21 protein-coding genes and 2 tRNA genes are annotated in these 25526 nt (G+C 42.8%); 16 read left to right on the forward strand and 7 right to left on the reverse strand.

Annotation, left to right across the window (positions count from 1 at the left end; all coding sequences use genetic code 11):
- The first annotated feature begins 21 nt into the window (after positions 1-21).
- Entirely contained in the window at positions 22-987 is a 966-nt protein-coding gene (locus ACQKCP_RS07365; RefSeq protein ID WP_427611845.1) for a pirin family protein, read from the forward strand.
- Positions 988-1074: 87 nt separating this feature from the next.
- Here the strand turns inward: ACQKCP_RS07365 and ACQKCP_RS07370 are convergent, their stop codons facing one another.
- Together ACQKCP_RS07370 and ACQKCP_RS07375 are read right to left on the reverse strand one after the other, a co-directional pair.
- Positions 1075-2178: an alkene reductase gene (locus ACQKCP_RS07370; protein ID WP_057758073.1), complete on the reverse strand. Its 1104-nt coding sequence runs from the start codon at positions 2176-2178 to the stop codon at positions 1075-1077.
- Between the two features lie 243 nt (positions 2179-2421).
- The gene (locus ACQKCP_RS07375) at positions 2422-3351 is read right to left on the reverse strand and encodes a DMT family transporter (RefSeq protein WP_427611846.1); all 930 of its coding nucleotides are present in this window, start codon (positions 3349-3351) and stop codon (positions 2422-2424) included.
- Positions 3352-3954: 603 nt separating this feature from the next.
- Between ACQKCP_RS07375 and ACQKCP_RS07380 the strand changes: the two genes are divergently transcribed.
- The 4 genes from ACQKCP_RS07380 to ACQKCP_RS07395 all read left to right on the forward strand — a co-directional run bounded on the left by ACQKCP_RS07380 (position 3955) and on the right by ACQKCP_RS07395 (position 7359).
- Positions 3955-4368: a hypothetical protein gene (locus tag ACQKCP_RS07380; protein WP_427611847.1), complete on the forward strand. Its 414-nt coding sequence runs from the start codon at positions 3955-3957 to the stop codon at positions 4366-4368.
- 279 nt (positions 4369-4647) lie between these two features.
- Positions 4648-5652, forward strand: coding sequence for a lipoate--protein ligase (locus ACQKCP_RS07385; protein ID WP_427611848.1), 1005 nt, complete (start codon positions 4648-4650; stop codon positions 5650-5652).
- A gap of 522 nt (positions 5653-6174) precedes the next feature.
- Complete coding sequence (locus ACQKCP_RS07390; RefSeq protein WP_427611849.1) at positions 6175-7092, forward strand: hypothetical protein; 918 nt, start codon at positions 6175-6177, stop codon at positions 7090-7092.
- Between the two features lie 18 nt (positions 7093-7110).
- Positions 7111-7359, forward strand: a complete 249-nt coding sequence (locus ACQKCP_RS07395; RefSeq protein WP_427611850.1) for a hypothetical protein — start codon at positions 7111-7113, stop codon at positions 7357-7359.
- 77 nt (positions 7360-7436) lie between these two features.
- Here ACQKCP_RS07395 and ACQKCP_RS07400 read toward each other — a convergent pair whose 3' ends face one another.
- On the reverse strand, positions 7437-9572 hold the full coding sequence (locus ACQKCP_RS07400) for an FAD-dependent oxidoreductase (RefSeq protein ID WP_427611851.1): 2136 nt from the start codon (positions 9570-9572) through the stop codon (positions 7437-7439).
- Positions 9573-9975: 403 nt separating this feature from the next.
- On the opposite strand from ACQKCP_RS07400, the gene ACQKCP_RS07405 reads away from it, so the two are divergent.
- The gene (locus tag ACQKCP_RS07405; protein WP_427611852.1) at positions 9976-11640 is read left to right on the forward strand and encodes an AMP-binding protein; all 1665 of its coding nucleotides are present in this window, start codon (positions 9976-9978) and stop codon (positions 11638-11640) included.
- A 202-nt stretch (positions 11641-11842) separates the two neighbouring features.
- Here the strand turns inward: ACQKCP_RS07405 and ACQKCP_RS07410 are convergent, their stop codons facing one another.
- From ACQKCP_RS07410 to hemA, 4 genes are all read right to left on the reverse strand, one after another.
- Positions 11843-12262: a DUF6691 family protein gene (locus ACQKCP_RS07410; RefSeq protein WP_427611853.1), complete on the reverse strand. Its 420-nt coding sequence runs from the start codon at positions 12260-12262 to the stop codon at positions 11843-11845.
- Positions 12263-12360: 98 nt separating this feature from the next.
- A complete protein-coding gene (locus tag ACQKCP_RS07415) occupies positions 12361-12798 on the reverse strand; it encodes a YeeE/YedE family protein (RefSeq protein ID WP_427611854.1) in 438 nt (145 codons plus the stop codon).
- 235 nt (positions 12799-13033) lie between these two features.
- Positions 13034-14170 carry an aminotransferase class V-fold PLP-dependent enzyme gene (locus tag ACQKCP_RS07420; RefSeq protein WP_427611855.1) on the reverse strand — a complete coding sequence of 379 codons (1137 nt, stop codon included), beginning with the start codon at positions 14168-14170 and terminating at the stop codon, positions 13034-13036.
- A 357-nt stretch (positions 14171-14527) separates the two neighbouring features.
- The gene (hemA, locus tag ACQKCP_RS07425) at positions 14528-15940 is read right to left on the reverse strand and encodes a glutamyl-tRNA reductase (protein ID WP_427611856.1); all 1413 of its coding nucleotides are present in this window, start codon (positions 15938-15940) and stop codon (positions 14528-14530) included.
- A 551-nt stretch (positions 15941-16491) separates the two neighbouring features.
- Between hemA and ACQKCP_RS07430 the strand changes: the two genes are divergently transcribed.
- The 10 genes from ACQKCP_RS07430 (at position 16492) to ACQKCP_RS07475 (ending at position 25498) form a co-directional block, all read left to right on the forward strand.
- Positions 16492-18447 (forward strand): tetratricopeptide repeat protein, encoded by a 1956-nt coding sequence (locus ACQKCP_RS07430; protein WP_427611857.1) that lies wholly within the window; start codon positions 16492-16494, stop codon positions 18445-18447.
- Between the two features lie 191 nt (positions 18448-18638).
- Positions 18639-19271, forward strand: a complete 633-nt coding sequence (gene lolB, locus ACQKCP_RS07435; RefSeq protein ID WP_427611858.1) for a lipoprotein insertase outer membrane protein LolB — start codon at positions 18639-18641, stop codon at positions 19269-19271.
- Positions 19272-19361: 90 nt separating this feature from the next.
- On the forward strand, positions 19362-20327 hold the full coding sequence (gene ispE / locus ACQKCP_RS07440; RefSeq protein WP_427611859.1) for a 4-(cytidine 5'-diphospho)-2-C-methyl-D-erythritol kinase: 966 nt from the start codon (positions 19362-19364) through the stop codon (positions 20325-20327).
- Positions 20328-20494: 167 nt separating this feature from the next.
- A tRNA-Gln gene (locus ACQKCP_RS07445) sits at positions 20495-20570 on the forward strand.
- A 240-nt stretch (positions 20571-20810) separates the two neighbouring features.
- Positions 20811-20886, forward strand: a tRNA-Gln gene (locus ACQKCP_RS07450).
- 109 nt (positions 20887-20995) lie between these two features.
- The gene (locus ACQKCP_RS07455) at positions 20996-21943 is read left to right on the forward strand and encodes a ribose-phosphate pyrophosphokinase (RefSeq protein WP_057758042.1); all 948 of its coding nucleotides are present in this window, start codon (positions 20996-20998) and stop codon (positions 21941-21943) included.
- Positions 21944-22364: 421 nt separating this feature from the next.
- Positions 22365-23045, forward strand: a complete 681-nt coding sequence (locus tag ACQKCP_RS07460; RefSeq protein ID WP_101205141.1) for a 50S ribosomal protein L25/general stress protein Ctc — start codon at positions 22365-22367, stop codon at positions 23043-23045.
- Positions 23046-23221: 176 nt separating this feature from the next.
- A complete protein-coding gene (gene pth, locus ACQKCP_RS07465; RefSeq protein WP_101205142.1) occupies positions 23222-23803 on the forward strand; it encodes an aminoacyl-tRNA hydrolase in 582 nt (193 codons plus the stop codon).
- A 100-nt stretch (positions 23804-23903) separates the two neighbouring features.
- Positions 23904-24284, forward strand: coding sequence for an aspartate 1-decarboxylase (panD, locus tag ACQKCP_RS07470; protein ID WP_010196068.1), 381 nt, complete (start codon positions 23904-23906; stop codon positions 24282-24284).
- 188 nt (positions 24285-24472) lie between these two features.
- Positions 24473-25498, forward strand: a complete 1026-nt coding sequence (locus ACQKCP_RS07475; protein WP_427611860.1) for a calcium/sodium antiporter — start codon at positions 24473-24475, stop codon at positions 25496-25498.
- Positions 25499-25526: the final 28 nt, after the last annotated feature.

Consider the following 25526-nt stretch of genomic DNA (forward strand, 5'->3'; position numbering starts at 1 on the left):
CTTAGACTTATGAGGTAATCCATGCGTCCAATCAAGCATATTCATGGTGATAAAAAACCGCATTGGGTAGGTGACGGCTTTTTTGTAAAAACCCTAATCAATCATCTCGATAATCATCCTGATTTTAACTATAGCCATACCGATCCTTTTTTATTATTTGACTACGGTCAGCCCACGACCTTTTCGCCCAATCCTAATTATAAGCTGCAACCGCATGGCATCGGACTGCATCCACACAAAGGTTTTGAGACTGTAACCATCGCTTATTCAGGTGAGATTAGCCATGCAGACTCGACCGGTGGGCGCGGCGATATTTTAGAAGGTGATGTACAGTGGATGACTGCGGGTCGCGGTATTCTGCACGAAGAGTTCCACTCTGAAGCCTTTGGGCAGCGTGGCGGCGTCTTTAGTATGGTGCAGTTATGGGTCAACTTGCCAAGCGCCCACAAACTGACCGACCCAAAATACCAATCTATCAAACGTGCTGATATGCCTATCGTTGATCTGATAGACAATAGCGACGAGCAAACTGTCATCGGCCAAGCTGCCATTATTGCCGGTGACTGGCATGGGATAACGGGAGCCGCAACGACCTTTACGCCAGTCAATATGTGGGATATCGAGCTACATACAGCAGGTACAGCCACGCTACAAGTACCGAAAACACACAACACCCTACTGCTGGTACAAGAAGGTCAGGTATTGGTCAACGGTACAGCCGTCAGTGCAGGCAGCCTGATAGAATTTTCAGCGCCTATCCAAGCTCATATCGACACTCAGGTTGAACATTCATCCTTACCTATTACCGATACTATCGAATTGACCTACCCCGCAACTACCGATGACGATACCCCTATCAAATTGCTACTGCTAAGCGGCAAGCCAATCGGCGAACCAGTCGCAGGTCACGGTCCCTTTGTCATGAATACTCAAGAAGAACTACGTCAAACCTTTCGTGATTATCAAATAGGCATTTTCGGCAAATAATGAAAATTTATGCATAAAAAAAGCCGCTCAACTATTGCTAGTTAAACGGCCTTTTTATATTGCGTTATTTAGCTAAAAATCTAACTATTACGCTTGGTCTAAAAATGGATAGTCAGTGTAACCTTCAGCACCGCCACCATAGAAAGACTCTGGATGTTGCTCATTGAGTGGCGCGCCTTTTTGGATACGCTCAGCCAAATCAGGGTTGGCAATATAGTCACGGCCAAAGGCGACTGCATCGATATAACCCGCTTTTACATTTTGCTCTGCTTTTTCGGCAGTGTAACCACCAGCTGCGATAATCATTTGATCAAAAGCAGCACGCACACGCTTACGGAAGTCTTCGCTATACGGCGTACCACCTGCCCAATCTGGCTCTGACAGATGCAGATACATGATTCCGCGTTTGTTGATCTGCTCAATCATCCAGATATTTTCGTCTTCGTTATATCCAGCTTCTACGTTGTTGAACGTACCAAGTGGTGAAATACGAATACCAACATGATCTGCATCCCAAGCGTCTACGCACGCATCGATAACATCAAGCGTCAAGCGCGCACGGTTTTCGCGGCTACCGCCGTATTCATCATCGCGTTGGTTGGTTTGCTCAACCCAAAACTGATGCAATAGATAACCGTGAGCACCATGAATCTCTACACCATCAAAACCCGCTTCTTTAGCGTTCTTAGTTGCTTGACCAAAGTCAGCAATAACTTGTTTGATTTCTTCAAGCGTGGCTGGACGTGGCGGCGTTGCATCTACACGAATGGCTTGGTTATCGCTGTCACGTAGCGAGGTACGTACACCAACATCAACGTTAGAAGCAGAAATCGGCGCTTTGCCGTCTGGCTGTACGCTCTCATGAGAGACTAGGCCCGTGTGCCATAGCTGTACGACGATTTTGCCACCTTTAGCATGGACGTTATCTACGATGGTTTTCCATGCAGTGATTTGGTCTTTGGTATGAACGCCTGGCGCGCCAGCATAGCCTTTCGCTTGAAAAGATACTTGCGTTGCCTCAGTGATTACCAAGCCAGAACCTGCGCGCTGTGAGTAATATTCGCTTGCCAATGCTGTTGGTACATCACTTGGCTCAACCGAACGCAGACGCGTCAACGGTGCCATAATGATGCGGTTTTTTAGGGTTTGAGTACCCATTTCGACGGTTTCAAATAAATTATCGTGTGCCATAAAAAGCCCTGTTTATTGTTTTAAACCTTAGTATCAGGTTTACTATTATTGGTAATAAATAGCACTTATATTAGTAGGTAGCACTTAGCTGTCGTTCTATAATTTGCGAAGTACGCTACTCATAAGCCGAGTTCTTTATAAGGGCAAATGCCCTTATTCCAAGCAATATTTACAAACAGAAACACCAATATTTAGATATTCGAATCTTTATAATTACAGGCTACGAAAACAGTTTACTGTAGCTTAAACTCTCGTCGCCCGCGTGGAATTCTTTGGTTGTAGCATCTTTTTGACAGACAGCTCTAATGAAAGATATGTACCAAACAATATCACTACTGAACCGATGATGGCTTGGATATTTAAGGCTTCACCAAGTAGCAGATACCCTAAAATAATGGCAAAAATCGGAATGACTAAAGTAATACTAGTGGCGCGTGTCGGGCCAATATTTTTAATCAGCTGATTCATAAAGATAAGCGCAATGGCGGTCGAAAATACACCGATACAGATTACGGATACCCACGCCTTTATGCTGATATCTTTGCCGTAAGGGAACTCATTAAAGGCCACAGGCAGCATGATGATACTACCGATAATGAGCGAGCCTGCGGTGATAGCGACTGGCGATACTTCATACAGATAGTTTTTGGTGATGTTGGCCCCAAGCGCATAACCCACACAGGCCAGTAGCGCGTAACCCATCGGCAGTATGCCTTCAACCAACCCTTTTCCCGACTCCCCACCACCAAATAAGCTTTCGCTCATCAATATGATTACCCCAATCACCCCGATCACCAAACCAAGTGCTTGTTTTTTCGATAGCCTATCTTTAAAAAAGACTCTAGCAATAAACCCACTCATCATCGGCACAGAGGCATTTAGTACGGCTAGCACGCCTGCGTTCACTGACTGCGCGGAAAACGAGAACAACACAAAAGGCAGCGCTGCTGAAAACAAGCCGACGAGCGCTAGCATTTTCCAATGCTCCTTGATGCCTACTCTGTTTTTCTTATTGAGCAATACAAAGACCAACATGACCAATCCGGCGAATATCACACGCAAACTGGCAAATGCCAATGAGCCAAATTCAGGTACGCCGATACGATAAAAGACGAAAGAGAGTGACCACATAAAAGAGAGCGTCACAAAGATGATGAGGTCACGGTTGGTCATTGGGTAATCCTATTAAGCGCTTCGACTGCGTTTGCCAACTCGTGTCGGTCAGAAGCGTCTGATGCGTTGTAAAAATTATCATGCGATTAAAAACTCATGATGATAACTTTTTAATTGTTTGATGGGTAATTTTTTATAAAATTTATAGTGAGTTTTTATCTATTTATTAATTTTTCTAGCACAGTTTTAAGGTTTGCACCTTTTGATAATTTATAAATCTGGACAAATTCCTTTTAGTAAGCACCATATAGCAAGCAGCGCTGTTCCTATATTTCTTATACTTTAGCCTATTCCAGCGCCTTTCCATTCATATACTAAAGAACTCCAAAGTCATCCTTAAGTAAGTCATCCGTTCAATACCTATAAAAACAGATTCACGGTCATAGTAAACCCTCCTTATAACCCTGTTTTAAAACCACTACTCTTAATAATACTGATGTTAAGGATAGCTCTGATAAATCAATCAAGATTTTCTTAAAATATATTAGTTGATATTTGTTTACTAATTTTCTACTATCTAAAAGGTATTGGTTAGTATTTGGCAATACAAAAAATAGATGGCAAACATCATTAATAGGATTTATAAATTATTGAGGAATGATTATGAAAAGGATAGCGTTATTTATCGGTATGATGTCAGTTGCAACGGCAGGTTTTTGCGGGGTTGGTCAGTTCTCAGATGAGACCACTTGCTATGTTTATAAACAAGATAAACTACAAAAAAAGCTAAACTGTCAGTATGAGGGCGCTGAGGGTGCAGCGATGAGTTATAGTTTTAGACAGGTCTCCTATAATCTGCCAGGCCTTGGCAAAATGGCAACCTCTACCAGTGCAAACTATAATGACCGTAATGAAGTGACTGGATGGACGACCACCGTCAATGACGAGCCAGCAATCATCAGATATCGTCTGCCAACCAATCAGCGTATCGTCAGCGATGCCTATGCGCAGTCTGGTAAAGCGGTTATGCAATGTTATCTTAGTACAAAATCGCAGTGGGAGATCTGTGCTAAATAGAACAAAGTATTCTGGCAATTTATAGTGCAATAAAGCTGAGCGTTTTGCTTGGCTTTTATTTCCGCCCGCTAAAAACTGAAGCATCAACCTTAGCACCATCCTCTATGAAATTTTCTCACCGTTTTTCTATATACTCAACGTCTTCACCACTGTCAAAGCCACTGATAAAATCAACCTCCCTATTAGACAGCCATTGAATTACAACCCTGCATCGGTAAGAATGATGCTACCTATTTATAGAACCTGCACACCAACCCAGTTTATTAAAGAGTCAAATACATGAAACTGCGCATCCTAAAGTCTGCTGTGACCAATCCTTGGTTTAATCTTGCCACCGAAGATTGGATATTTAATACGCTCAATCCCGACTCGCATACCCTATTTTTATGGCGTAACTCTGAGACCGTGGTTATTGGACGCTCACAAAATCCATGGGTAGAGTGCAAAACCGATAAGATGGAAGCAGACGATGTGTTTTTAGCGCGGCGTCAGAGTGGCGGCGGCGCAGTATTCCATGACTTGGGTAACACCAACTTTACCTTTTTATCGCCCAGTGATGCTTACGACCAAGAAGCAAACTTCACCGTCATCATTAATGCGCTTAAGAAACTCGGCATAGACGCCACGCTGTCTGGTCGTAACGACATGCAGGTCGGTGACCGCAAAATATCGGGTAGCGCATTTAGACATGCAGCCGATCGCAGCTTTCATCATGGCACATTGCTGGTCAATGCCAACATGCAAAAGCTTGGCGATTATCTAAACCCGCATCCATTAAAGCTTAAAGCAAAAGGCATCAAATCTGTGCGCGCTCGCGTGGCAAACTTGGTAGATTTCAATGAGACTATCAATCACGAGACATTGTCTGATGCGATTATTGAAGCCTTCTGTGAATATCATGGAGAGACTGCACAGGTTGAGCAATTAGATGAGGCCAGCCTTGCTAAGCAGCCCACGCTAAACGCTTACTATCAACAAATGGCAGATTGGGATTGGCGCTTTGGTAAAACGCCTGAGTTCACTCATCATATCGAGACTCGCTTTGATTGGGGCATGATGGATGTACATATGGATGTGAAGCAAGCGATGATTACCGAAGTTGTCATCTTCTCTGACGCGCTCAATGTTGAGCTTATTGAGCTGCTTAAAGAGACATTGACTGGCGTTAAATATAATAAGCCTGAGATTAAAAACAAGCTCGATGAACTAGCAAAAGCGCAACCTGAGTTGGCAGCGCAAGTTAGTGATTTTGAAAAATGGTTGGTTGGTGAGATGAAGGCTTAGTCTTAAAGATGATTGAGTTAAGACTCCTAGAATGTATAGCCGAAACCATACAGTATTAAACCAAGAATGGTAACAATTAGCGCTAAAACAAATAAAGCAATCTATTCAATGTGAGCTTTTACCATTAAGAAATCCTTTTTATATTGTAATTATTACCTATGATTAAATCTAACTGATAAAATTTAGCGTAGTATTGAAGGAGTTTTTGGTAACAGGAATAAATTACACTTATGGCTCAGCTAATTTAAAAATCAAAATGAAATTATACTATTGTATATACTAACTTTTACTTAAATTAAGGAAATGATTGATTTCTTTTTAAAGAATAACTAAAATCAGTAGTTTTTTTAAATTAGTGTTTATATTTTCAGTAAGCAACAACTAGCCTCCTAATTCTGATTTTTTCAAGAAATCCATATTCTCATAACTTTAAACTCTCAATAGTCACTTTATCTGAAATATTCAAGAGTACAAATTTTGAATTAATTGGATATTAATTTCACAAAGCAAAGAGCCAACACATTGAACAAGTTTTTCAAAATGTTAATCTTAATCCTTGATGATTGGCGATTTACTATTGTCAAAATAATACTGATTTCGCTATATGGTCTTATACTAATTGGCTACAGTACTAGTAGGATTGCAGATGAAATTAGTAAGCTTTTCTTCGGTAGTTTTTTAATGAACCACCCTATACCTATAATATTAACCGCTACGATTGTTGCTATTTTGTATCAGGCTCTCTATAAATTTCTTGAAGCTAAAACTAAGTCTAAAAACGATAAAGGTATGGTTTCAGCAGGCTTATTGGCAGCGTTAGAACGCCCCGTTAATAAAAAGAGAGAAAGATTTGCTAAAGAAGTTGATAATTTCGTACGCTCAAAAACAACAAAGTATACTACGAACAATGTTTTCAAGGCTATTACTAAGCCCGAAAACCAGAGCGAGTTAATTCTGGAGGCCTTAGAATTATTTTTTAAGCACACTTATGAAGATATTGAGTTTAAAATAGGCTTGATGAATATTAAGAACAATAGTGTCGATACTTGGAAGTACTTCTTACCACTGAATCGACCTCCAAGAACTTCCTTAGATCAACTGAGACTTCCAGAAAGTACAATATCTAGATGTATTAAAAGCATGCAAATAGAAATTGTTCAAGATGTTAGAAAGGAAATTTCTAGGCAGAAACAAGGTGTTAATGAGGCTACTTGTTATGTCAAAGGAGCGACATCTGAGACAGAAGATTGGTCACAGTTATGTTATCCACTAATAAGTGTAACAACTAAAGAGGTTATATATGTTATAACTATAGCTGCTTCTCAAAAAAACTTCTTCAAAAACAATGAGAAAAAACACTTTGAATGGGTTTTAGAACGGTTTGCAATTAGGCTTGCTTTAGAACATTCGTTAGAATGTCTCTTGGAAAAGAGGCTTTAAATTAAAAGGAAGGTTACAATGAAAACTTCTGATAAAAAGTATCAAATCAAGTTGGTTGAAAAGAAAGTAGATGAGAATTATGAAGAAATAATGAGCTATTATATCGAAATAAATAAAGAGTTTCTAAGAGAGCGAAAAGAAGCTCAAGATTCTATTGAAATACTATATAGAAAAAAACGTAAGCTTGAAAAAAACCTTGTCTTACATTTTTTTTCAAAACTTTTCCAAAAACATCAATCTAATTCTGCGCAAGAAGAACACGCTTAAAAGCAATTCTTAATATATTATTGTAGAAAAAGCAGCAAGTTGAGCCAGCTTACTGCTTTTTTATTTCTGTTTAAACCCTAAATCCCTGCCGCAACCTCTGCACCATCACGAATCGCACGTTTGGCATCTAGTTCAGCTGCTAGCTTAGCACCGCCGATTAGGTGATATTGCGCATCTGGCGCATCGCCAACATTTGGCATCAGCTCAACGACTGACTCTTGACCGGCACAGACAACAACGCTATCGACACGTAATAACTGGCTTTGACCTTGTGGGTTAGTTACCCAGATACCTTCGTTGGTGATTTTGTCATATTGCACGCCTGCGACTTGGATCACGCCGTGAGATTTGATATGTGCGCGATGTACCCAGCCTGAGGTTTTGTTAAGACCACTGCCTAGACGGCCTTTGCTACGCTGCATGAGATAAACTTGGCGAATCGGCTTGATCGCATGTGGTCTGACCAGACCGCCATCACTTTGATAGTCGGTATCATTGGTCACGCCCCACTCTTCGCGCCACTCATTGATGGACTGTGGCTCAGGACGATAGCTTGGATCTTTTAGTCCCTCAGGGCCGATCTCATCCAGTGACTTACCATGATTAGCCGTTAGATATTCACTTACATCAAAGCCAATACCACCAGCACCGATGACCGCTACGGTATTGCCCACTGCTTTTTCGCCAGATAGCAGCTCAGCATAGCTCATTACTTGTGGCAGCTCAGCACCTTCTAGCTTACCTTCTAGACTTCTCGGTACGACACCCGTTGCTACGATGACATGATGGAACTTAGCTTTTTCAAGCATGTCCTTATCAACTTTGGTGTTCAGTTTAATCTCAACACCCAAATGCTCAAGCTCATTGATATAGTAGCGAATAGTCTCAAAGAACTCTTCTTTACCAGGGATAACTTTAGCGTAGTTAAACTGCCCACCCAGCACATCTTTTGCTTCAAACAGAGTCACATCATGACCACGTAAGGCCGCCACATGAGCCGCTGACATACCAGCGACACCGCCACCGATGACAGCGACTTTTTTCGGTTTTTTGGTTTTTTTATAGACCAATTCAGTCTCATAACAGGCTTGCGGATTGACCAAACAGGTCGAGCGTTTGTTTTCGAACGTATGGTCGAGGCAGGCTTGGTTACAAGCGATACAGGTATTAATACGATCTGTCTGTCCGTTTTTGGCTTTATTGACCCAATGCGCATCAGCCAAGAATGGACGCGCCATCTGAATCATATCAGCTTGACCAGTCGCAACGATCTCTTCTGCTGTTTCTGGCATATTGATACGGTTGGCTGCCATCATCGGGATACTAATATGCTTTTTGATTTCAGCAGTGAAATCAACGAAAGCGGCTCGTGGTACGCTAGTCACGATAGTCGGCACACGCGCTTCATGCCAGCCAATACCAGTGTTCATGATGGTTACGCCCGCTTCTTCTAGTGCCTTAGCCACGGTGATGACTTCATCCATGACGTTACCGTCTTTGACCAAATCAATCACTGATAAACGGAATAGAATAATAAAATCTTCGCCAGTCGCCTCACGTACCGCTTTGACCACGTCGACAGCGAACTTCATACGACCATGAATATCACCACCATAGATGTCTTTACGCTTATTTACATGACTTGATAAAAACTGGTTGAGCAAATAACCTTCAGAGCCCATGATTTCGACGCCATCATAGCCTGCTTGCTTGGCAAGTTTGGCTGAGCGAGCATAGTCTTTTACCGTCTGCTCGATATTTTTAATGCTCATTTTACGCGGTTTAAACGGTGAGATTGGAGATTTAATCGGGCTAGATGATACAGCAAAAGGATGATAGCCATAGCGACCACTGTGCAATATCTGCATGATGATTTTGCTGTCGTGCTTATGCACAGCACGGGTGACGCGCTGATGATTGATAACATCAGCTTTAGTATTCATCGTTCCGCCAGCAGGCAACAACCAACCTTCACGGTTAGGCGAGATACCGCCAGTAATCATCATTGCCACGCCGCCCTTGGCACGTTCTGCAAAATACGCCGCCAACTTGCCATAATTATAAAAACGGTCTTCAAGCCCAGTATGCATTGAGCCCATAACCATACGGTTTTTTAGCGTAGTAAAGCCCAAATCTAGCGGCTCAAATAAATGCGGATAGTGTTCATTGGTGCTAGCGGTTTGGATCGTATTGGCACTATGGCTGGCAGACATATCATTTTCCTTATGAATAGTTTATGAGGCTACTTCTTAAAAACGGCTTTTTAGAATTGGTGGGTCTAAGGGGTTTAGCATCTTCGATATCGTAACACACCGCGATTATTGTCAGCTATGCAGACAAGCGACTGATGAGTGAGCACTATATTAATTGCTATAACGAGCGGGACGGTGTAACAGGCTGCACTGTGGCATATGGTTAAGCAAACATCACAAAACCTAGCCAACTTTTGAGGTAGATTATATACCGTTAGCTTAATATCACTTAGAGATTAGACTAAGATATAAATCGATAAATATCGACTTATACCTATAACTTCTATGCTAGATTACTGTACTAAATAATATACTGACGTTAATGTACTGACGCATTATAGAAATACGATAAAGGACTATCATCATGACAGATTTCCATACAGGTCTCGGCAAAAACGCCGCCAACCATCAACCACTTACCCCTATTGATTTCATCATTCGCAGCGCGCAAGTTTATCCTAATAAGACTGCCATCATTTATGACGACCTAGAACACAACAACCTGACTCAGACGTGGCAACAGACTTATACTCGCTGTCGCCAACTGGCTGATGGCCTGCGCAAACTGGGTATTGATAAAAACGACACCGTAGCCGTGATGCTGCCGAACACGCCAGCCATGGTCGAATGCGCCTTTGGTGTACCTATGTCAGGTGGCGTACTCTGCACCTTAAACACCCGCCTTGATATTAATGCACTTACCTTTTGTTTGCAGCATTCCGAAGCAAAGGTTTTAATTTTAGACAGCGAATTTGCTGAGCACGCTGAAATCATCGATGAGACTTTTCCAGACTTAATTGTCATTCATTCAACGGACAAGGCTGTCGATGTCGAGCGCTTTGGGCTCATGAGTTATGAAGCATTGATAGCCAGTTCAGACAGTTTGGATAATTGGGAGATGCCGACAGATGAGTGGGATGCCATTGCGCTGAACTATACCTCTGGTACCACAGGCAAGCCCAAAGGTGTGGTCTATCATCATCGCGGCGCAACTCTCAATGCTATCTCTAATATTTTAGATTGGGACATGCCCAAACACCCAATGTATCTATGGACGCTACCATTGTTTCACTGCAACGGTTGGTGCTTTCCGTGGACCATCGCCGAGCGTGCTGGGATCAATGTATGCTTGCGAAAAATTGATGCTGACTTGATATTGCAGCTGATTGCCAAGCATCAAGTTAGCCATTATTGCTCTGCGCCGGTGGTGCACAATATGATTGCAGGCGGCAAACCTGAGTATAAAGATGCTATCACCCATACGGTCAAAGGCTGGGTCGCTGGTGCACCGCCATCTGAAACTATGCTGGCCGCGATGGAAGCAATGGGTTTTCATATCTCTCATGTCTACGGTCTCACTGAAGTATATGGGCCAGTGACGGTCTGCGCTGAGCAGGAAGAATGGGATGAGCTTGATGTGGCTACCCGTGCCCAAAAGAAATCACGTCAAGGTATGACTTCTCACTTGATGGCAGGGTTTGAGGTATTTAAACAAGGTACTACTGAGCCAGTCGCCGCTGATGGAGAAGAGATGGGCGAGCTGGCGCTACGTGGCAATATGGTAATGAAAGGCTATCTAAAAAGCCACAAGGCTACCGAAGAGGCATTCGCTGATGGCTGGTTCCGCACAGGCGATTTGGGTGTTAAATACCCTGATGGCTATATCAAAATCATGGACAGACTAAAAGATATCATCATCTCAGGTGGTGAGAATATCTCTAGTATCGAGGTAGAAAACGTCTTGTATAAACTACCTGCGATTGAGAGCTGTGCCGTCGTCGCCGCGCCACATGATAAATGGGGCGAAGTACCCGTTGCCTTTATCGAGATTCACGCCGGTAGCACCTTGCAACGTGATACGGTGATGGAGCATTGTAGTCAGCATCTAGCAGGCTTTAAAATGCCGAAATACATTGTCTTTGCAGAAATACCAAAGACCAGTACCGGTAAAGTTCAAAAGTTTGAGCTACGCCAAGCGGCTAAGTCGTTGGCACACGAAACGCCAAAAGTAACCGCCAGTGCGAAATAGAGCGGCGACTTATTAAGTCATCAATTAACATCCATCAAAAAGGTCAATCACGTATAAGTGACTGACCTTTTTTCGAGTGCTAATCTATTTATACTATAGTTGGTTCAATATAATTTGGAGACAAGGAAGCCAAGTGAAAGTACTACAAATAGTAGACTAAGCGAGGCTGACACCGTATCCAATTTATAGAGAACTAACTATATCAGCCAAGCTTAGGCTCAAGCCATTGATAAACCAGCATCCCTATAATCATCGCAGGAATAAAGACATAGGCTTGCCACTGTCCCGTACCAAGCAATACAATTCCTGGTCCTGGACAGATACCAACCAGCCCCCAGCCAATACCGAACAACATCGCACCGATAAGCAATTTTTTATTAATGACGGTTTTGCTTGGCATATCAATTGGTGTGCCGATCCAGCTGCTTTGTTGACGCTTTGCCAATCGCACACCGAAGAAAGCGACGATCAGACCACCGCCCATCACTAGTGCAAGGGAGATATCCCATAAACCAAATACGTCCAAAAACCCTTGTACCTTTACAGGATCGGTCATACCTGACACCAGTAGTCCAAGTCCAAACAGCAGTCCTGCTAGCAATCCGATTATATTTTTTAGCATCGTCGTATCTCGCTATTATTATCTTTTATTAACCATCATATGTCGTTCGCGCGTGAGCCCAATTATTAGCATTCATCTGGCAATCTGCCATGAATTTGCTATAGCAGGCCTAATACGTGACGACCGATATAAACGGTCACAATTCCAAACAGCATAAAGGTGACGGTCGCTGCCAATGACCGTGGAGACAGCCGTGCGTTACCACAAATACCATGTCCACTCGTGCATCCAGAACCTAAACGCGTGCCAAAGCCGACCAATAGCCCTGCGGTAATCAACAGCGGCAAAGAATTGCTAATCGCTACCTCAGGTAATGGTCTTGCCAACTGATATAGCAGTGGTGAGATCACCAAGCCCAGTGTAAATAGCACCTGCCACATCTCTACACTTTTGGGTTTTAGTAAGCTTGAAAAAATACCACTAATGCCTGCTATACGACCGATACCTAGCAGTAAGATAACCGTCGCTACGCCTAGCATTAGACCCCCAACTAAGGAGATCGGCGTAAATGCTTGCCAGTCTATTTGTATGCTCATAACGGACTACCTAGTTAAGTTTATTGAATACGTGCTTGAGTATTAATTTATAAAAATACATTATATTATAAAATATAATAAAAAGGTAAAAAAATACTGAACCTAGCATAATGCTAATAGTTCAGTATTTTTTATAACTGTAAAGACTGTACCGCAAAGGCTTCAAAAAGGACAGTGAAAAAGACTTAATAAGCTATCACATTACTATCTTTATCAGCCCTCTTAATTGGCATCTTTACTGGCCTAACACTTTATCAAGGGCCGCTTCAAAACGCGCTACTGTGCCATCGATATCAGTCAATTTATCCAAGCCAAATAGACCCAAACGGAAAGTTTTGAAATTATCAGGCTCGCCCACTTTTAATGGTACACCAGCCGCGATTTGCACCCCGATTTCAGCAAACGCGCTACCTTTATGCATGTCATCACGATCAGTATAAGAGACGACAACACCTGGCGCTTTAAAACCTTCGGCAGCGACGCTCTTAACGCCTTTGGCTTCTAGTACTTCGCGGATACGTTTGCCAAGTGCCCACTGCGCGTCACACAATTTATCAAAACCGATTGCTTTGGCTTCATTTACGGCATCACGGAACTGACGTAAGCTGTCTGTCGGCATAGTCGCATGGTAAGCATGACCGCCATTCTCGTAGGCACGCATGATATTCAACCATTGCTTTAGGTCGATACTAAAGCTATCAGATTCAGTGCTGTCCACTTTTTTGACAGCAGCATCACTTAGCATGACCAAGCCAGCGCCCGGCGTACTGCTCCAACCTTTTTGCGGGGCGCTAATAAGCACATCGATACCCAAGTCTTTCATATCTAACCAGACACAGCCTGACGCGATACAGTCAATAACCAGTAAGCCACCGACGCTATGCACAGCCGCGCTCAACGCTTTGATATAGTCATCTGACAAAATCATACCTGATGAGGTCTCGACGTGCGGCGCAAATACCACTGCTGGCTGCTCTTCTTTGATTTTAGCGACCGCCGTGTCGATATCGACTGGTGCAAACGGCTTTGGTGACTCGCTATCTTCGGTATGATTGGCTGTGAGCACAGTTGATGATTTGGCAATTTTGCCTTTTTCTAAGATTTGCGTCCAACGATAGCTGAACCAGCCATTACGAATGATTAGGCAGTCTTCATCATTTGCCAACTGGCGAGCGACTGCTTCCATACCATAAGTACCAGAACCAGGAACGATCACCACGGCGTCAGCGTTATACACAGATTTTAGGTCACTAGATAGGTCGTTCATCACTTGCTGAAAGGCTTTTGACATATGGTTTAGCGCACGATCGGTATAAACCACTGAATACTCTAATAAGCCGTTTGGATCGATATCTTGACGTAATGCAGGCATTGAACACTCCTAGTGTATGGTTAGATAATATGCGACATAGATTAGATAGCACTATAATCAAGTGCTATTATTTTGATGGTGAGGTCTTGCGCTGTCTAGAGATGCGTTGTTTTTAAACAAACAAAAAACAACGAACACTGATGAGGTCTACTAACGTGAAGTTAATATATTTATAGTCATATTACGAGCAAACACCAGCACATATCTTGACCTAAGCCATCCATGAGAGCTTGATATTAGCACTGATACTGAAGGTTGACAACGATACGCTCAGGCAACGATATGACTTGCGCTATTGAGTATTTATTGGTAGGTATTGATTGATAAATTTTGATTTATAAAGCCACGATAAAAACATCAATGCCCTCGATGAGCATCTTGTAGTCCTGATACCACGAAGTCTAGCAACTCACTGTCGCCTTCGCGTGCGGCTTTGCGCATCAGTTTCGATGGCGCATGAGTCAATGTTTGAGTCAAACGTCGCGATAGCTCAGTGATGATATCTTCTGGACTAACATCGTCCTGTTGCAGCTTAGCAATAGACTCATGCAGTAGTTTATCGACTTGACCTTGAGTACACGCGCGGTACTGCTGAATATCTTTGCCGACTTGGCGAACCTGAAAGCGACGGTCTATCTCGACCACCAACTGACTGACTAACAGTTCAGCATCCACTGCGGCTTGACGACGCTGTTCGATATTACCTGCAATGACATGCTGCAAATCATCGACAGAGTACAGATAAACATCATCAATACGGCTAATGGTCGAATCAATATCGCGCGGTACGGCCAAATCTATCATAAGCATTGGCTGATAACGGCGACGCTTTAGCGCTTGTATGGTCATTGTCTTATCAATCAGCAAATCCATACTACCACTACAACTACTAACGATATCGGCTTCTGCCAAGACTTGTGGTAGTTCCTGTAAAGGTCTAACGTCTACGCGGCGATTAGGGCCACGTAGTTCAGCCGCCAAGGCTTCGGCACGTTCGGGATTACGGTTACAGATAATGACTCGTCCGACCCCTAACCCTGCGATATGGGTGGCAACTAAGCGATTCATCTCGCCTGCCGCAACGACCAGTAGAGTACGACTGGGTAAATCATCAAATATTTGTGTGACCAATTTGGCGGCAGCAAAGCTAAGTGATACGGCTTGGGCGCCAACTTGCGTCTCGTTACGCACTCGTTTGGCGGCAGCGAATACTTGATCGATGATCCAGCCTAGCTGATTGCTGAGTACTTTTTGGTCTTGAGCCAGATGCACAGAGTTTTTGATTTGACCAAGAATCTGCGGCTCACCCAGTATCATAGAGTCGAGACCAGCCGCTACTCTTAACCAATGAGTCAATGCATGAGTATCACGATGCACATAGAGATAAGGATCAATATCAACGAGTGGTAGTTGCTTGAAATCAGCCAGCCACGTTTTGATTTTGGTAATATGCGCACTAATCGCAGCAGACGAGATATTCATGCTACTACTAAAAGTATTGTTGGATGATGATTGGCCAGCAGCTTTGACATCTTGCACATTGGATGATTGTGAGTCAGATAATTGGCTATTAGCGTGCTGCGACGTTGAAGTTTGCGGCACTAGCGCATAGATTTCGGTGCGGTTACAAGTAGAGACGATCACGCTACCATCAGTAAAGGCTTCTATTTGTTTGAGTGCGACATTTACATCGTCACCCACAAGCGCCAAGCGCTCTCGCAGAGCGACTGGTGCAGTTTTGTGATTGACCCCAATGACCACTAATCTCATTATCGATAGACCATAAACATGACGCTCAGTTGCCCCTTACGCTATCTTATTATTTTTAAAAGACAGTTTTTGACGACAGCGCTAAAAAGGAAGACCCTAAAAACCGCCTATTATATCATTATTGCGGGCTTTAATTAACACTCACCCATCTATGATAACCATATCTCTGTATCTGGTCGCAAATGTAACAAATCAACTACTCATACGATTTATAAAATCAATAGCTGGGTTTTGACTTATGGTCAATAATATAATGTTAAATCATTCGCTTACTCTATCTTAACTTGTTATATTTCTATAATATTCAGTTCGACAGACATATCTATATTTAATCATCTTCAGTATCATTCTTTGGCAACGTACTCGCTACTAGTAGCACATTCATACAGTCAGACCTGCCGATACCTGAGTAACACGGATGCTATTGTTTATCTCATCGGTCTACTCTTATAATGTTTGTCATGGGTACATATTGCCAATATCTAACGTAAAATAATTAAAACAAACTTGCCTTATCTTTGTAGGTAAACCATAGGCGAATACGGCTATCTATGATTTTTTTTGGGTCATTACTTCGGTCACTACATCCCTATAGCGAATACTCTAGCTTCCGTGCTTTATTGCATGTCGCTATTGAGCGCCTGTGTCAACGATATAAGCTAGCGTTGTCTCTAGCCGTGTGTCTGTGTTTGGCAGCCCCTGTTCATGCTAGCCATCCTGATGTATTGCTAGAAACAAAAATCCCTAACGTATCCGTTGCTACCGATAATAAAGCAGCTAATAATAAGCTAAATGGCAATAAAGTAAATGATAGTAGTGATGCGATTGATACACCTTATAATGAAGATACGCTCACCATAGAAAACGTAAAAAACATTAATGGCCTAGCGCCAGCCAGCTTATGGCAGCCTGAGCTTAGTGAACCAAGCTTGTACGCTCTACTGGATGCCGAGTTTGCTGCTGATCGCGACGACAAACGACGTGCAGTCTCTATTTATAAGCAACAGTCTTTTAAAGAAGATGCGACAGCCGTGTTTGAGAGAGCGCTTAGCCTGTCTTTGCGTAACGAAAGGGTTGAAGACTCATTACAATTTGCCAAGACATGGCAAGACCAAAACCCTGACCACGTGCCTGCATGGTTTTATGTCGCGCATTTGGCCTTACGTGCCCACGACTACATATTAGCGGGTGAAACTTTAAACCGCATCTTGCGCTATGATCCACGCGCAGACTTAAGTGAAATTCTCATAGGTATTTACCCAAATAATGATGATGACAAACGTGAGCTTCTTGCCGCGTTGCAGCCACTAGATAGCGAGCAAAATGCCTCATTGTCAGTATTAAAAGCGGGTTTACTCTATCAGTTTAACGAACCTGAAGTCGCTATCGTTCATATCAATCGAGCGCTAGAGCGTCAGCCAGACTATGTGCCCTTTATTACGTTAAAAGCAGATATATTGCGTAAAATCGTGACCGCAGAAACCGTCATTAATTATGTCAGTCAAGCTCGTCTACGTAACCCTGATAGCAAAAGCTTATATCTATATGAGATTCGCTATCTATTAGATTTAAAGCAAAGCGAACAAGCGTGGAAGTTACTGCTTGAGGCGCATAGCCGTTTCAATGATGATTCTGAAATTACTCTGCTCGCAGCCTTAGTAAGCCTAGATATTGAAGAGTACGCTAGTGCCGATGAGCTACTCAATATGCTTGCCAAGAGTCCAGCTTATCTTGATCAAGCCTATTACTATCTGGGTATCAGTGCTGAGCGTCAGCAGTTGTTCGATCAAGCCAAATACTATCTCAATGGCGTCATGCAAGAGGATTTGGTATTAGAAGCGCGTAGAAAGGTAGTGGCGTTTGAATTACTCGATAACGATGTTGATGGGGCAATCGCGACTTTAGAGAAGCTGCGCAAAGACTTCACAGTATTCGCGCCTGACACTTTTGTCATGCAAGCCGATATCTTGTGGCAACAAAACGAGTCGGATGAAGCACTGCGTCTACTAACCCGTGCCGCTCGTAAATATCCTGATAATGAGATGCTACTTTTCGCGCGTGCTCAGCTTTTAGATGATAAAGAAGACTATGTCGTTAAGCGCACCCTGCTCAACCATTTGCAGGCTTTAGATCCTAGCAACTTATCCTATCAGTTAAGCTATGCACAGTTGCTACTGGCAAATGAGCGCAGCTCAGAGCAAGGTCTGGCGCTAGCGACAGCGATTATTCAGATTCGCTATGATGACCCACGTTATGATAACGACCTACATCTGCAAGCCTTAAATGTCTTGGCAGGCAATGCATTGGCCAAAGAGAACTATCAGCAGGTCATCGACTACCTACAGACACCTTATGATGTACTACCAACTCTGCGCTCAGGCACGCTGCTATTGCGTGCCTATCAAGGCTTAGGTAACAATGATAAAGTTGAAGCATTACTCGCAGATTTGCAGCAGCGCTTCTCATTTGGACAGCATAATATCAATGACCGCATACAGCTGTATTAATAGCGCTGATTTTGGATATGCTCCTTGGGCTTTGCAACCATAGAGATACGATAGTTGATAAGGTTTTTGTAAATAACGAAGCATTTGTAAATTACAAGGTCGTTATAAGAAGCTAACAGCCGTGCATAACCGAGCAACAAATAACGCTTAAGCTAATATCTTTGTTCATCTTTCCATTTTGAGAAACTATTATGTCAGCATCAATCACTTCTTATAAACCAAATAAACTGGCTCTATTTACTGCTATAACTGCAGCAATGGTCATAACCTCTGGCTGTCAGTCATTAAAAACGGCCAACGCGACCAACCAGCCAACGACTACTGTACAAGGTCAAAACGCTGATCAACCCAAAAAGCTAGAGAGCTTCAATATCACCGGTAAGATTGGAGTGACGACACCTGCGAATGATTCGACCGGTACCCAAGGTGGTAGTGCGTTCTATGCATGGGGCCAGCAAAATGACCGATTTGCCATTGAGCTGATTGGCGCACTCGGTATTGGTAAAACCAACATCGAATACAATGGTCAGACCGCTACTCTAGTTAGCGAAAAGACAGGTACATTGACCGCTGACGATCCTGAAACCTTGCTAAAGAAAGCCACTGGTTGGCAAGCACCAATTTCACAAATGCCTTACTGGATTTCTGGTCGCCCAGCACCTTCAGATAGTGCGCCACAACTGGATGATCAGAATCGTTTAGTTAGCTCAGTCAATGGTGAGTGGACAGCCAGCTTTACTTATAAAGGTACGGATAAGCTACCTAGTAAAATTAGTGCAGTACAGCCACAAGGCAACAAAGTTGTAATGACGATCAATCATTAATCCATCTTTTATTAACAACAGAAAGCCTGCTAAAAACTAGCATTGTTAATTAAGATAGCTATTTATAACTGCACCTTATGATAAAAAAATATGACTGAAAATATAGCCGTACCATCTGTTTCTACGATTACTCGTATATCACCTGCAAAACTCAATCTGTTTTTGCACGTCACTGGTAAACGTGCCGACGGCTATCATAATTTGCAAACGGTATTTCGCCTGCTCGACTGGGGCGATTATTTGCATTTCTCGGTCAGCAACGATGCTGTGATTTCTACTATAGCTAGTGAATTAACTGCTAATCAACTCTGTCATCAGCTACTAATATTGGATGGTGCAGAGGCTATTACTACCAGTATAGAGGACAATTTAATTTTCAAAGCAGCGCGCGCACTGCTAGCATCTGCCATACAGTCAAACACTTTACCGGAGCAATTAGCAAAAGTGCATATCGCTTTAGATAAGCATTTGCCAATGGGCGCAGGGTTGGGTGGTGGCTCATCTAATGCAGCAACGACTATGCTGGTGCTCAATGAGATTTGGCAGCTTAATTTTACTTGTAATGAGCTTATAAAGATTGGCGCGACTGTGGGTGCGGATGTACCGATATTTATCTTTGGCCAAGATGCTATTGCGATGGGAATTGGTGAAGAACTGACTACGATTGAGTTGCCTGACCAGCAATATTTGCTCCTCACACCTGATGCACACGTCAACACTGCCACACTTTTCGCTCATCCAAAACTAGAGCGAGACATCACGCCCCTATCGATTGAAACCATTCAAAGCCAATACGCTGATTATGTACAAACGCTCAATGCACCCTATCACAATGTTTTTACGTCAGTAGTGACTAGCCTTGCTCCTGCCGTTACAGATGCCTTGAATTATTTGCAGGGGTTAGAAGCGCAAGCACTGAGCATAGCACGCATGACTGGCTCTGGCAGTGCGGTATTTTTGCCTCTAGATGCGAGTGTGGCTACTAACAAAAAACTTGTGGCGAAGTGGATTGCAGATGCGCCTTGTGCGGCATATGTCGTTGGAAACTTAAAATAGCACATATAACCTTTAGATTTCTTATCATCTAAATAATGACAACGGTAGGATTGCCTATTTTAATTTGCTAAAATAGCGTCAGCAGTAACCTATGATGAATAAATACCAGAAAAAGCTGCAAATGACTTGCAAAATCTGAAAATTTACTTATAATAGGTCGCCACAATAGGGGTATAGCCAAGTTGGTAAGGCATCAGGTTTTGATCCTGACATCCGTTGGTTCGAGTCCAGCTACCCCTGCCATTTTTTAGTACGAAGCGTTAGAGATACATCGAGTATAAGCGGTTTATAGACAGCCACTTATCTTATTGTCATTGACAACGTTATCCCAGTTTCGGTATAGTTCGCAATGGACACCGCTAGGGAAAAGTTATGTTTTAAACGGATTATCCGTTTTTTAGATAACTGACAGGTCATGACACTATATTGAGAACGACTACTTAGTCGCTATTATATATCAGTTGTTCATAGCCTAGACATTACAGGGGTATAGCCAAGTTGGTAAGGCATCAGGTTTTGATCCTGACATCCGTTGGTTCGAGTCCAGCTACCCCTGCCATTTTTTACTGTAATAGTATACTTCAACACCTTCACCACTCTTTTCTTAATTTGAGCAGTTTGACACTGCTTAGCGGTCGCTGCTTGAGTCAATCAATAGGACTTCTGTCATGCCTTATTTGGCGATTTTTACGGGTAATGCCCACCCAGAATTAGCAAAAACCGTAGCCGATCATCTTCACATACCTCTTGGTAAAGCTGACATCACGCGTTTTTCTGATGGCGAAATTGCCGTGGAAATCAAAGAACACGTACGTGGTAAAGATGTGTTTATCATGCAGCCTACTTGTGCACCGACCAACGACAACTTGATGGAAATCATGATGATGGCTGACGCTTTGCGTCGCTCTAGTGCTGGCCGTATCACAGCTGTCATGCCGTATTTTGGTTATGCTCGTCAGGATCGTCGTCCACGCTCAGCTCGTGTACCTATCTCGGCTAAAGTGGTCGCTGACATGCTAAACATCGTTAGTATCGATCGCGTAATGACTGTTGATTTGCACTCAGATCAGATTCAGGGTTTCTTTGATATTCCTGTAGACAATATCTACGGCACACCTGTATTGCTAAACGACCTACAAAAGCAAGACTATGACAATATCATGGTTGTTTCACCTGACGTAGGCGGCGTGGTTCGTGCACGTGCGATGGCCAAACAGTTAGGCGATACCGACATGGCAATTATTGATAAGCGCCGTGCTCGTGCCAATGAGTCACAAGTAATGCATATCATTGGTGATGTTCGTGACCGTGATTGCGTTATCGTTGATGATATGGTCGATACTGCAGGTACATTGTGTAAAGCGGCCGAAGCATTGAAAGAAAATGGTGCACGTCGCGTCTTAGCTTACATCACGCATCCTGTCCTATCAGGTAACGCACTGAAAAACATCAGCGAATCTGCATTGGATGAAGTGGTTGTGACTGATACGATTCCATTATCTGCTGAAGCGAAAGCCTGTAGCAAAATCCGTCAGGTAAGTATTGCACCGATGCTGGCTGAAAGCTTACGCCGTATCAATAACGAAGAATCTATTAGCGCGATGTTTGACGCTTAATCTGATACAGTTATTTTTAAAACAGCCATTGCGTTAATTTTGAATAGCAATGACTGTCATAAGACATCTTGAATAGTTAAAAAACAGAGCGTCAAGTATCCTTACTTGGCGCTTTGTTTTGTGTAGGCATTTTACGTAGGTCTTTATTATTGCTACAGAATCACGTATAATGCGCGCCTGTGCTGACCTTTTCGTTGTTTTTATTAGGCCAGCACTATCAAAAGTGCTGATCATGCTTAACAGCAACCATTGTTATGGTAATTATCATAGCGAGCGCTGCTATAAGCAAATGGCTAAGCTTAGACATTGCGAGTTTTATTCGTAACGATAATATTAGCTATCATCACGTATTAGTGGATTGGTCGCAAATCCACTTTTTTATGACCAGACACTTCATCATTTTTTTTATAGGATTATATCCATGAGCATTAATCATTTTGAACTAAACGCCGTTGATCGTGCTGCTGAACTACAAGGTAAAGGTGCGAGCCGCCGCCTACGTAAGCAGAACCTAGTTCCTGCTATCATCTATGGTGGTAACGAAGAGCCAACAGCTATCTCTATCAAGCTTAACGAACTAGTAAAATCACTAGAATTCGAAGCGTTTTTCTCACACATCTTGACTATCAACGTTGACGGTGAAGAGCATCAAGCAGTTATCAAAGACTTGCAGCGCCATCCAGCTAAAGGCTTCCCAATGCATGCTGATTTCCAGCGCATTGTAAAAGGTCAGAAAATCCACATGAACGTTCCTGTTCATTTCACTGGTCGTGAAGATGCGCCTGGTACTGCTGCTGCTGGTGTACTATCTACTCTAGTATCTGACATCGAAGTTATCTGCTTACCATCACAACTTCCTGAATACCTAGAAGTAGATGTGTCTGGCATGGAAATCGGTGATTTGTTCCGTCTATCAGACATCAAACTTCCTGAAGGCGTTGTTATTCATGAGCTTGAGCTAGAAGACGGTCATGACCGTACTATCGTTAACATGCAGCCACCAACAGTAGAAGAAGTTGATGCTGATGCTGACGTTGATGCTGATGAAGTACCAGCAACTGAGCAAAACGACGGTACTGACGAAAACAAAGACAGCGAGTAATATACTATTTCTAACTAGTGCATTATTTTGTGCTGGTTAGTGATACATTCGTTTAGTCAATAAGACAGCAGGTGATTAAAATCTCCTGCTGTTTTTGTAAGTAAGGTTTGAAAATAAGCTGTCTATCAGTACTTCAAACCTTACCCCTATTTATCAAATTCAAGCAGGGTGTTTTTATGGCCATAAAGCTTATTGTCGGTCTTGGTAATCCTGGTCAGCAGTATATGTTTACGCGTCATAATGCAGGATTTTGGTTTGTCCATCATTTGGCTCAGCAGTTTAATATCACGCTCTCCCCTGATAAAAAATTTCATGGAGTGACAGGGCGTGGGCAGATTCATGGGTCTGATGTGCGTTTACTTATGCCGCTGACGTTTATGAATAAATCTGGTCAGTCAGTGGTGCCTATGGTAAATTTCTATGGCATCAAAAATGATGAATTGTTGATTGCTCATGATGAGCTCGATATTCCAGCTGGTAGTATCAAACTCAAAACAGACGGTGGACATGGTGGTCACAACGGCCTACGTGATATCACGCCGCATATTGGCAATGATTTTCATCGCCTGCGTGTGGGTATCGGCCATCCTGGTCACAAGTCTAAAGTTAGTGGACACGTTCTCTCTAAAGCATCTCCCGATGAGCAGATTGCGATTGATAGCGCGCTGACAGCTGCTTTTGAAGCGCTCCCATTATTGTTAGATGGTGATGTCGAAAAAGCACGTTCACAAATTAATGGCTTTAAATTACCAGAATAATGTAGTCGTTCAATGATAATGACCTTTTATTTTGGTAGTTTTATCCCCATTAACCTTTTGATTTAGTTAATTAATATCAGTTACGCCAAGGAACCAACCTATGCTACTTAATATGCTTAAATGCAAATTACACCGTGCCCGTGTTACCCATGCCGAGCTTCATTACGAAGGCTCTTGCGGTATCGACGGTGATCTATTAGATCTTGCTGGTCTACGCGAAAATGAATCTATTGATATCTATAACGTGACCAACGGTAAGCGCTTTCGCACCTATGCTATCCGTGCTGAGGCGGGCTCTGGTATTATCTCATTAAATGGTGCTGCGGCTCATATGGCAGATTTGGGCGATATCGTTATCATTTGTGCTTACGCGCATTTTGATGAAGTTGAAGCGTCAACGTATCAGCCAAAACTTGTCTATTGCAACGAAGACAACACCGTAAAAGACACAGCAAATATCATTCCTGTACAAGTTGCTTAATATGACAGGATGGTGAGGTTTTGGTAAATTTAAGATAAACACAAAGTTACATCTTTGAATTAGCTGCTATTATTACTAAAAATCTCGATGCTAAAGGGAAAGCTGAATCTAAATCAAGATTCGGCTTTTTTTATGCCACTTTTATTTATCAAATTCACATTTTTCATCATATACAAGGAAACATACTGATGTGGTTGGCCGCGCTTGCAATACTGATTGGGTTAGCAATTTTAGTTTGGAGTGCCGATGTCTTCATTGATGGGGCGACAGCACTGGCCAAGAAATTTAGTGTGCCTAGCTTCTTAATAGGTGTCTTAATATTGGGTATAGGCACGTCAGCGCCTGAGATGGTGGTATCAGTACTAGCAGCGATAGAAGGCAGCCCTGAGCTGGCTCTAGGTAACGCTTATGGCTCGAATATCATCAACATCGCATTGGTACTCGGTGCAACCGTATTGATTAGCCCTATTATCATCCGTAGAGGCATCGTAAAGCGCGACTTGCCCTTGCTGCTACTGATTACTGTCATCGCCGCTTGGCAGCTACGTGATGGGACATTGAGCCAAGCTGATGGTATCGTACTATTAATACTATTGGTCGCCGTTTTAGGACTACAGATCATAATGAGTATACGTGAAGGCTATCATGAGCACGAAGAGGATGTAGTCGTAGCTAATGCTGACTCAGCGCACTCAAATAACTTAGAGCACTTAAATAACTCAGAGAGCTTAGAAAAGCTAGAACCAAGCGTAACTCGTGGTCTTGTCAGTTTAATTATCGGTATGCTGATGCTAGTAGCTAGCTCACGTGCTATCGTTTGGGGCGCTGTCGAGTTAGCAATGCTATGGGGGCTTAGTGAGCTTATCATTGGTCTAACGATTGTCGCCGTTGGGACCTCATTACCTGAACTGGTATCGAGCTTGTCAGCAGCGCGTAAAGGCGAACATGATATGGCGCTTGGCAATATCATCGGCTCTAATATCTTCAATACTTTGGCAGTTGTCGGCTTGGCAACAGTCATTGCTCCTATCGCAGCCGACCCAGTGATTCTATCACGTGATGTGATGGCAATGGGACTCTTGACGATATTGCTAGTGACACTATGCGTATTTGCCTTTAAAACAAAACGCCAATTCGGTCGTACGTCAGGCGCTACGTTGGTACTTTTCTTCGTCGGTTATACTGCATGGCTGATTCAAAGCGTTAGTATGTAATTTTTACTTTTATAAAGTTTGGTAAACA

Source organism: Psychrobacter sp. NPDC078631 (assembly GCF_050268165.1).
In the GTDB taxonomy this organism is placed as follows: Bacteria; Pseudomonadota; Gammaproteobacteria; order Pseudomonadales; family Moraxellaceae; genus Psychrobacter.

What these genes read in the sequence shown, in the direction of transcription:
- ACQKCP_RS07365 (WP_427611845.1), top strand. Translation starts at nt 22, where the DNA reads ATGCGTCCAATCAAGCATATTCATGGTGATAAAAAACCGCATTGGGTA.
- ACQKCP_RS07370 (WP_057758073.1), bottom strand. Translation starts at nt 2,178, where the DNA reads ATGGCACACGATAATTTATTTGAAACCGTCGAAATGGGTACTCAAACC.
- ACQKCP_RS07375 (WP_427611846.1), bottom strand. Translation starts at nt 3,351, where the DNA reads ATGACCAACCGTGACCTCATCATCTTTGTGACGCTCTCTTTTATGTGG.
- ACQKCP_RS07380 (WP_427611847.1), top strand. Translation starts at nt 3,955, where the DNA reads ATGAAAAGGATAGCGTTATTTATCGGTATGATGTCAGTTGCAACGGCA.
- ACQKCP_RS07385 (WP_427611848.1), top strand. Translation starts at nt 4,648, where the DNA reads ATGAAACTGCGCATCCTAAAGTCTGCTGTGACCAATCCTTGGTTTAAT.
- ACQKCP_RS07395 (WP_427611850.1), top strand. Translation starts at nt 7,111, where the DNA reads ATGAAAACTTCTGATAAAAAGTATCAAATCAAGTTGGTTGAAAAGAAA.
- ACQKCP_RS07400 (WP_427611851.1), bottom strand. Translation starts at nt 9,572, where the DNA reads ATGTCTGCCAGCCATAGTGCCAATACGATCCAAACCGCTAGCACCAAT.
- ACQKCP_RS07405 (WP_427611852.1), top strand. Translation starts at nt 9,976, where the DNA reads ATGACAGATTTCCATACAGGTCTCGGCAAAAACGCCGCCAACCATCAA.
- ACQKCP_RS07410 (WP_427611853.1), bottom strand. Translation starts at nt 12,262, where the DNA reads ATGCTAAAAAATATAATCGGATTGCTAGCAGGACTGCTGTTTGGACTT.
- ACQKCP_RS07415 (WP_427611854.1), bottom strand. Translation starts at nt 12,798, where the DNA reads ATGAGCATACAAATAGACTGGCAAGCATTTACGCCGATCTCCTTAGTT.
- ACQKCP_RS07420 (WP_427611855.1), bottom strand. Translation starts at nt 14,170, where the DNA reads ATGCCTGCATTACGTCAAGATATCGATCCAAACGGCTTATTAGAGTAT.
- hemA (WP_427611856.1), bottom strand. Translation starts at nt 15,940, where the DNA reads ATGAGATTAGTGGTCATTGGGGTCAATCACAAAACTGCACCAGTCGCT.
- ACQKCP_RS07430 (WP_427611857.1), top strand. Translation starts at nt 16,492, where the DNA reads ATGATTTTTTTTGGGTCATTACTTCGGTCACTACATCCCTATAGCGAA.
- lolB (WP_427611858.1), top strand. Translation starts at nt 18,639, where the DNA reads ATGTCAGCATCAATCACTTCTTATAAACCAAATAAACTGGCTCTATTT.
- ispE (WP_427611859.1), top strand. Translation starts at nt 19,362, where the DNA reads ATGACTGAAAATATAGCCGTACCATCTGTTTCTACGATTACTCGTATA.
- ACQKCP_RS07455 (WP_057758042.1), top strand. Translation starts at nt 20,996, where the DNA reads ATGCCTTATTTGGCGATTTTTACGGGTAATGCCCACCCAGAATTAGCA.
- ACQKCP_RS07460 (WP_101205141.1), top strand. Translation starts at nt 22,365, where the DNA reads ATGAGCATTAATCATTTTGAACTAAACGCCGTTGATCGTGCTGCTGAA.
- pth (WP_101205142.1), top strand. Translation starts at nt 23,222, where the DNA reads ATGGCCATAAAGCTTATTGTCGGTCTTGGTAATCCTGGTCAGCAGTAT.
- panD (WP_010196068.1), top strand. Translation starts at nt 23,904, where the DNA reads ATGCTACTTAATATGCTTAAATGCAAATTACACCGTGCCCGTGTTACC.
- ACQKCP_RS07475 (WP_427611860.1), top strand. Translation starts at nt 24,473, where the DNA reads ATGTGGTTGGCCGCGCTTGCAATACTGATTGGGTTAGCAATTTTAGTT.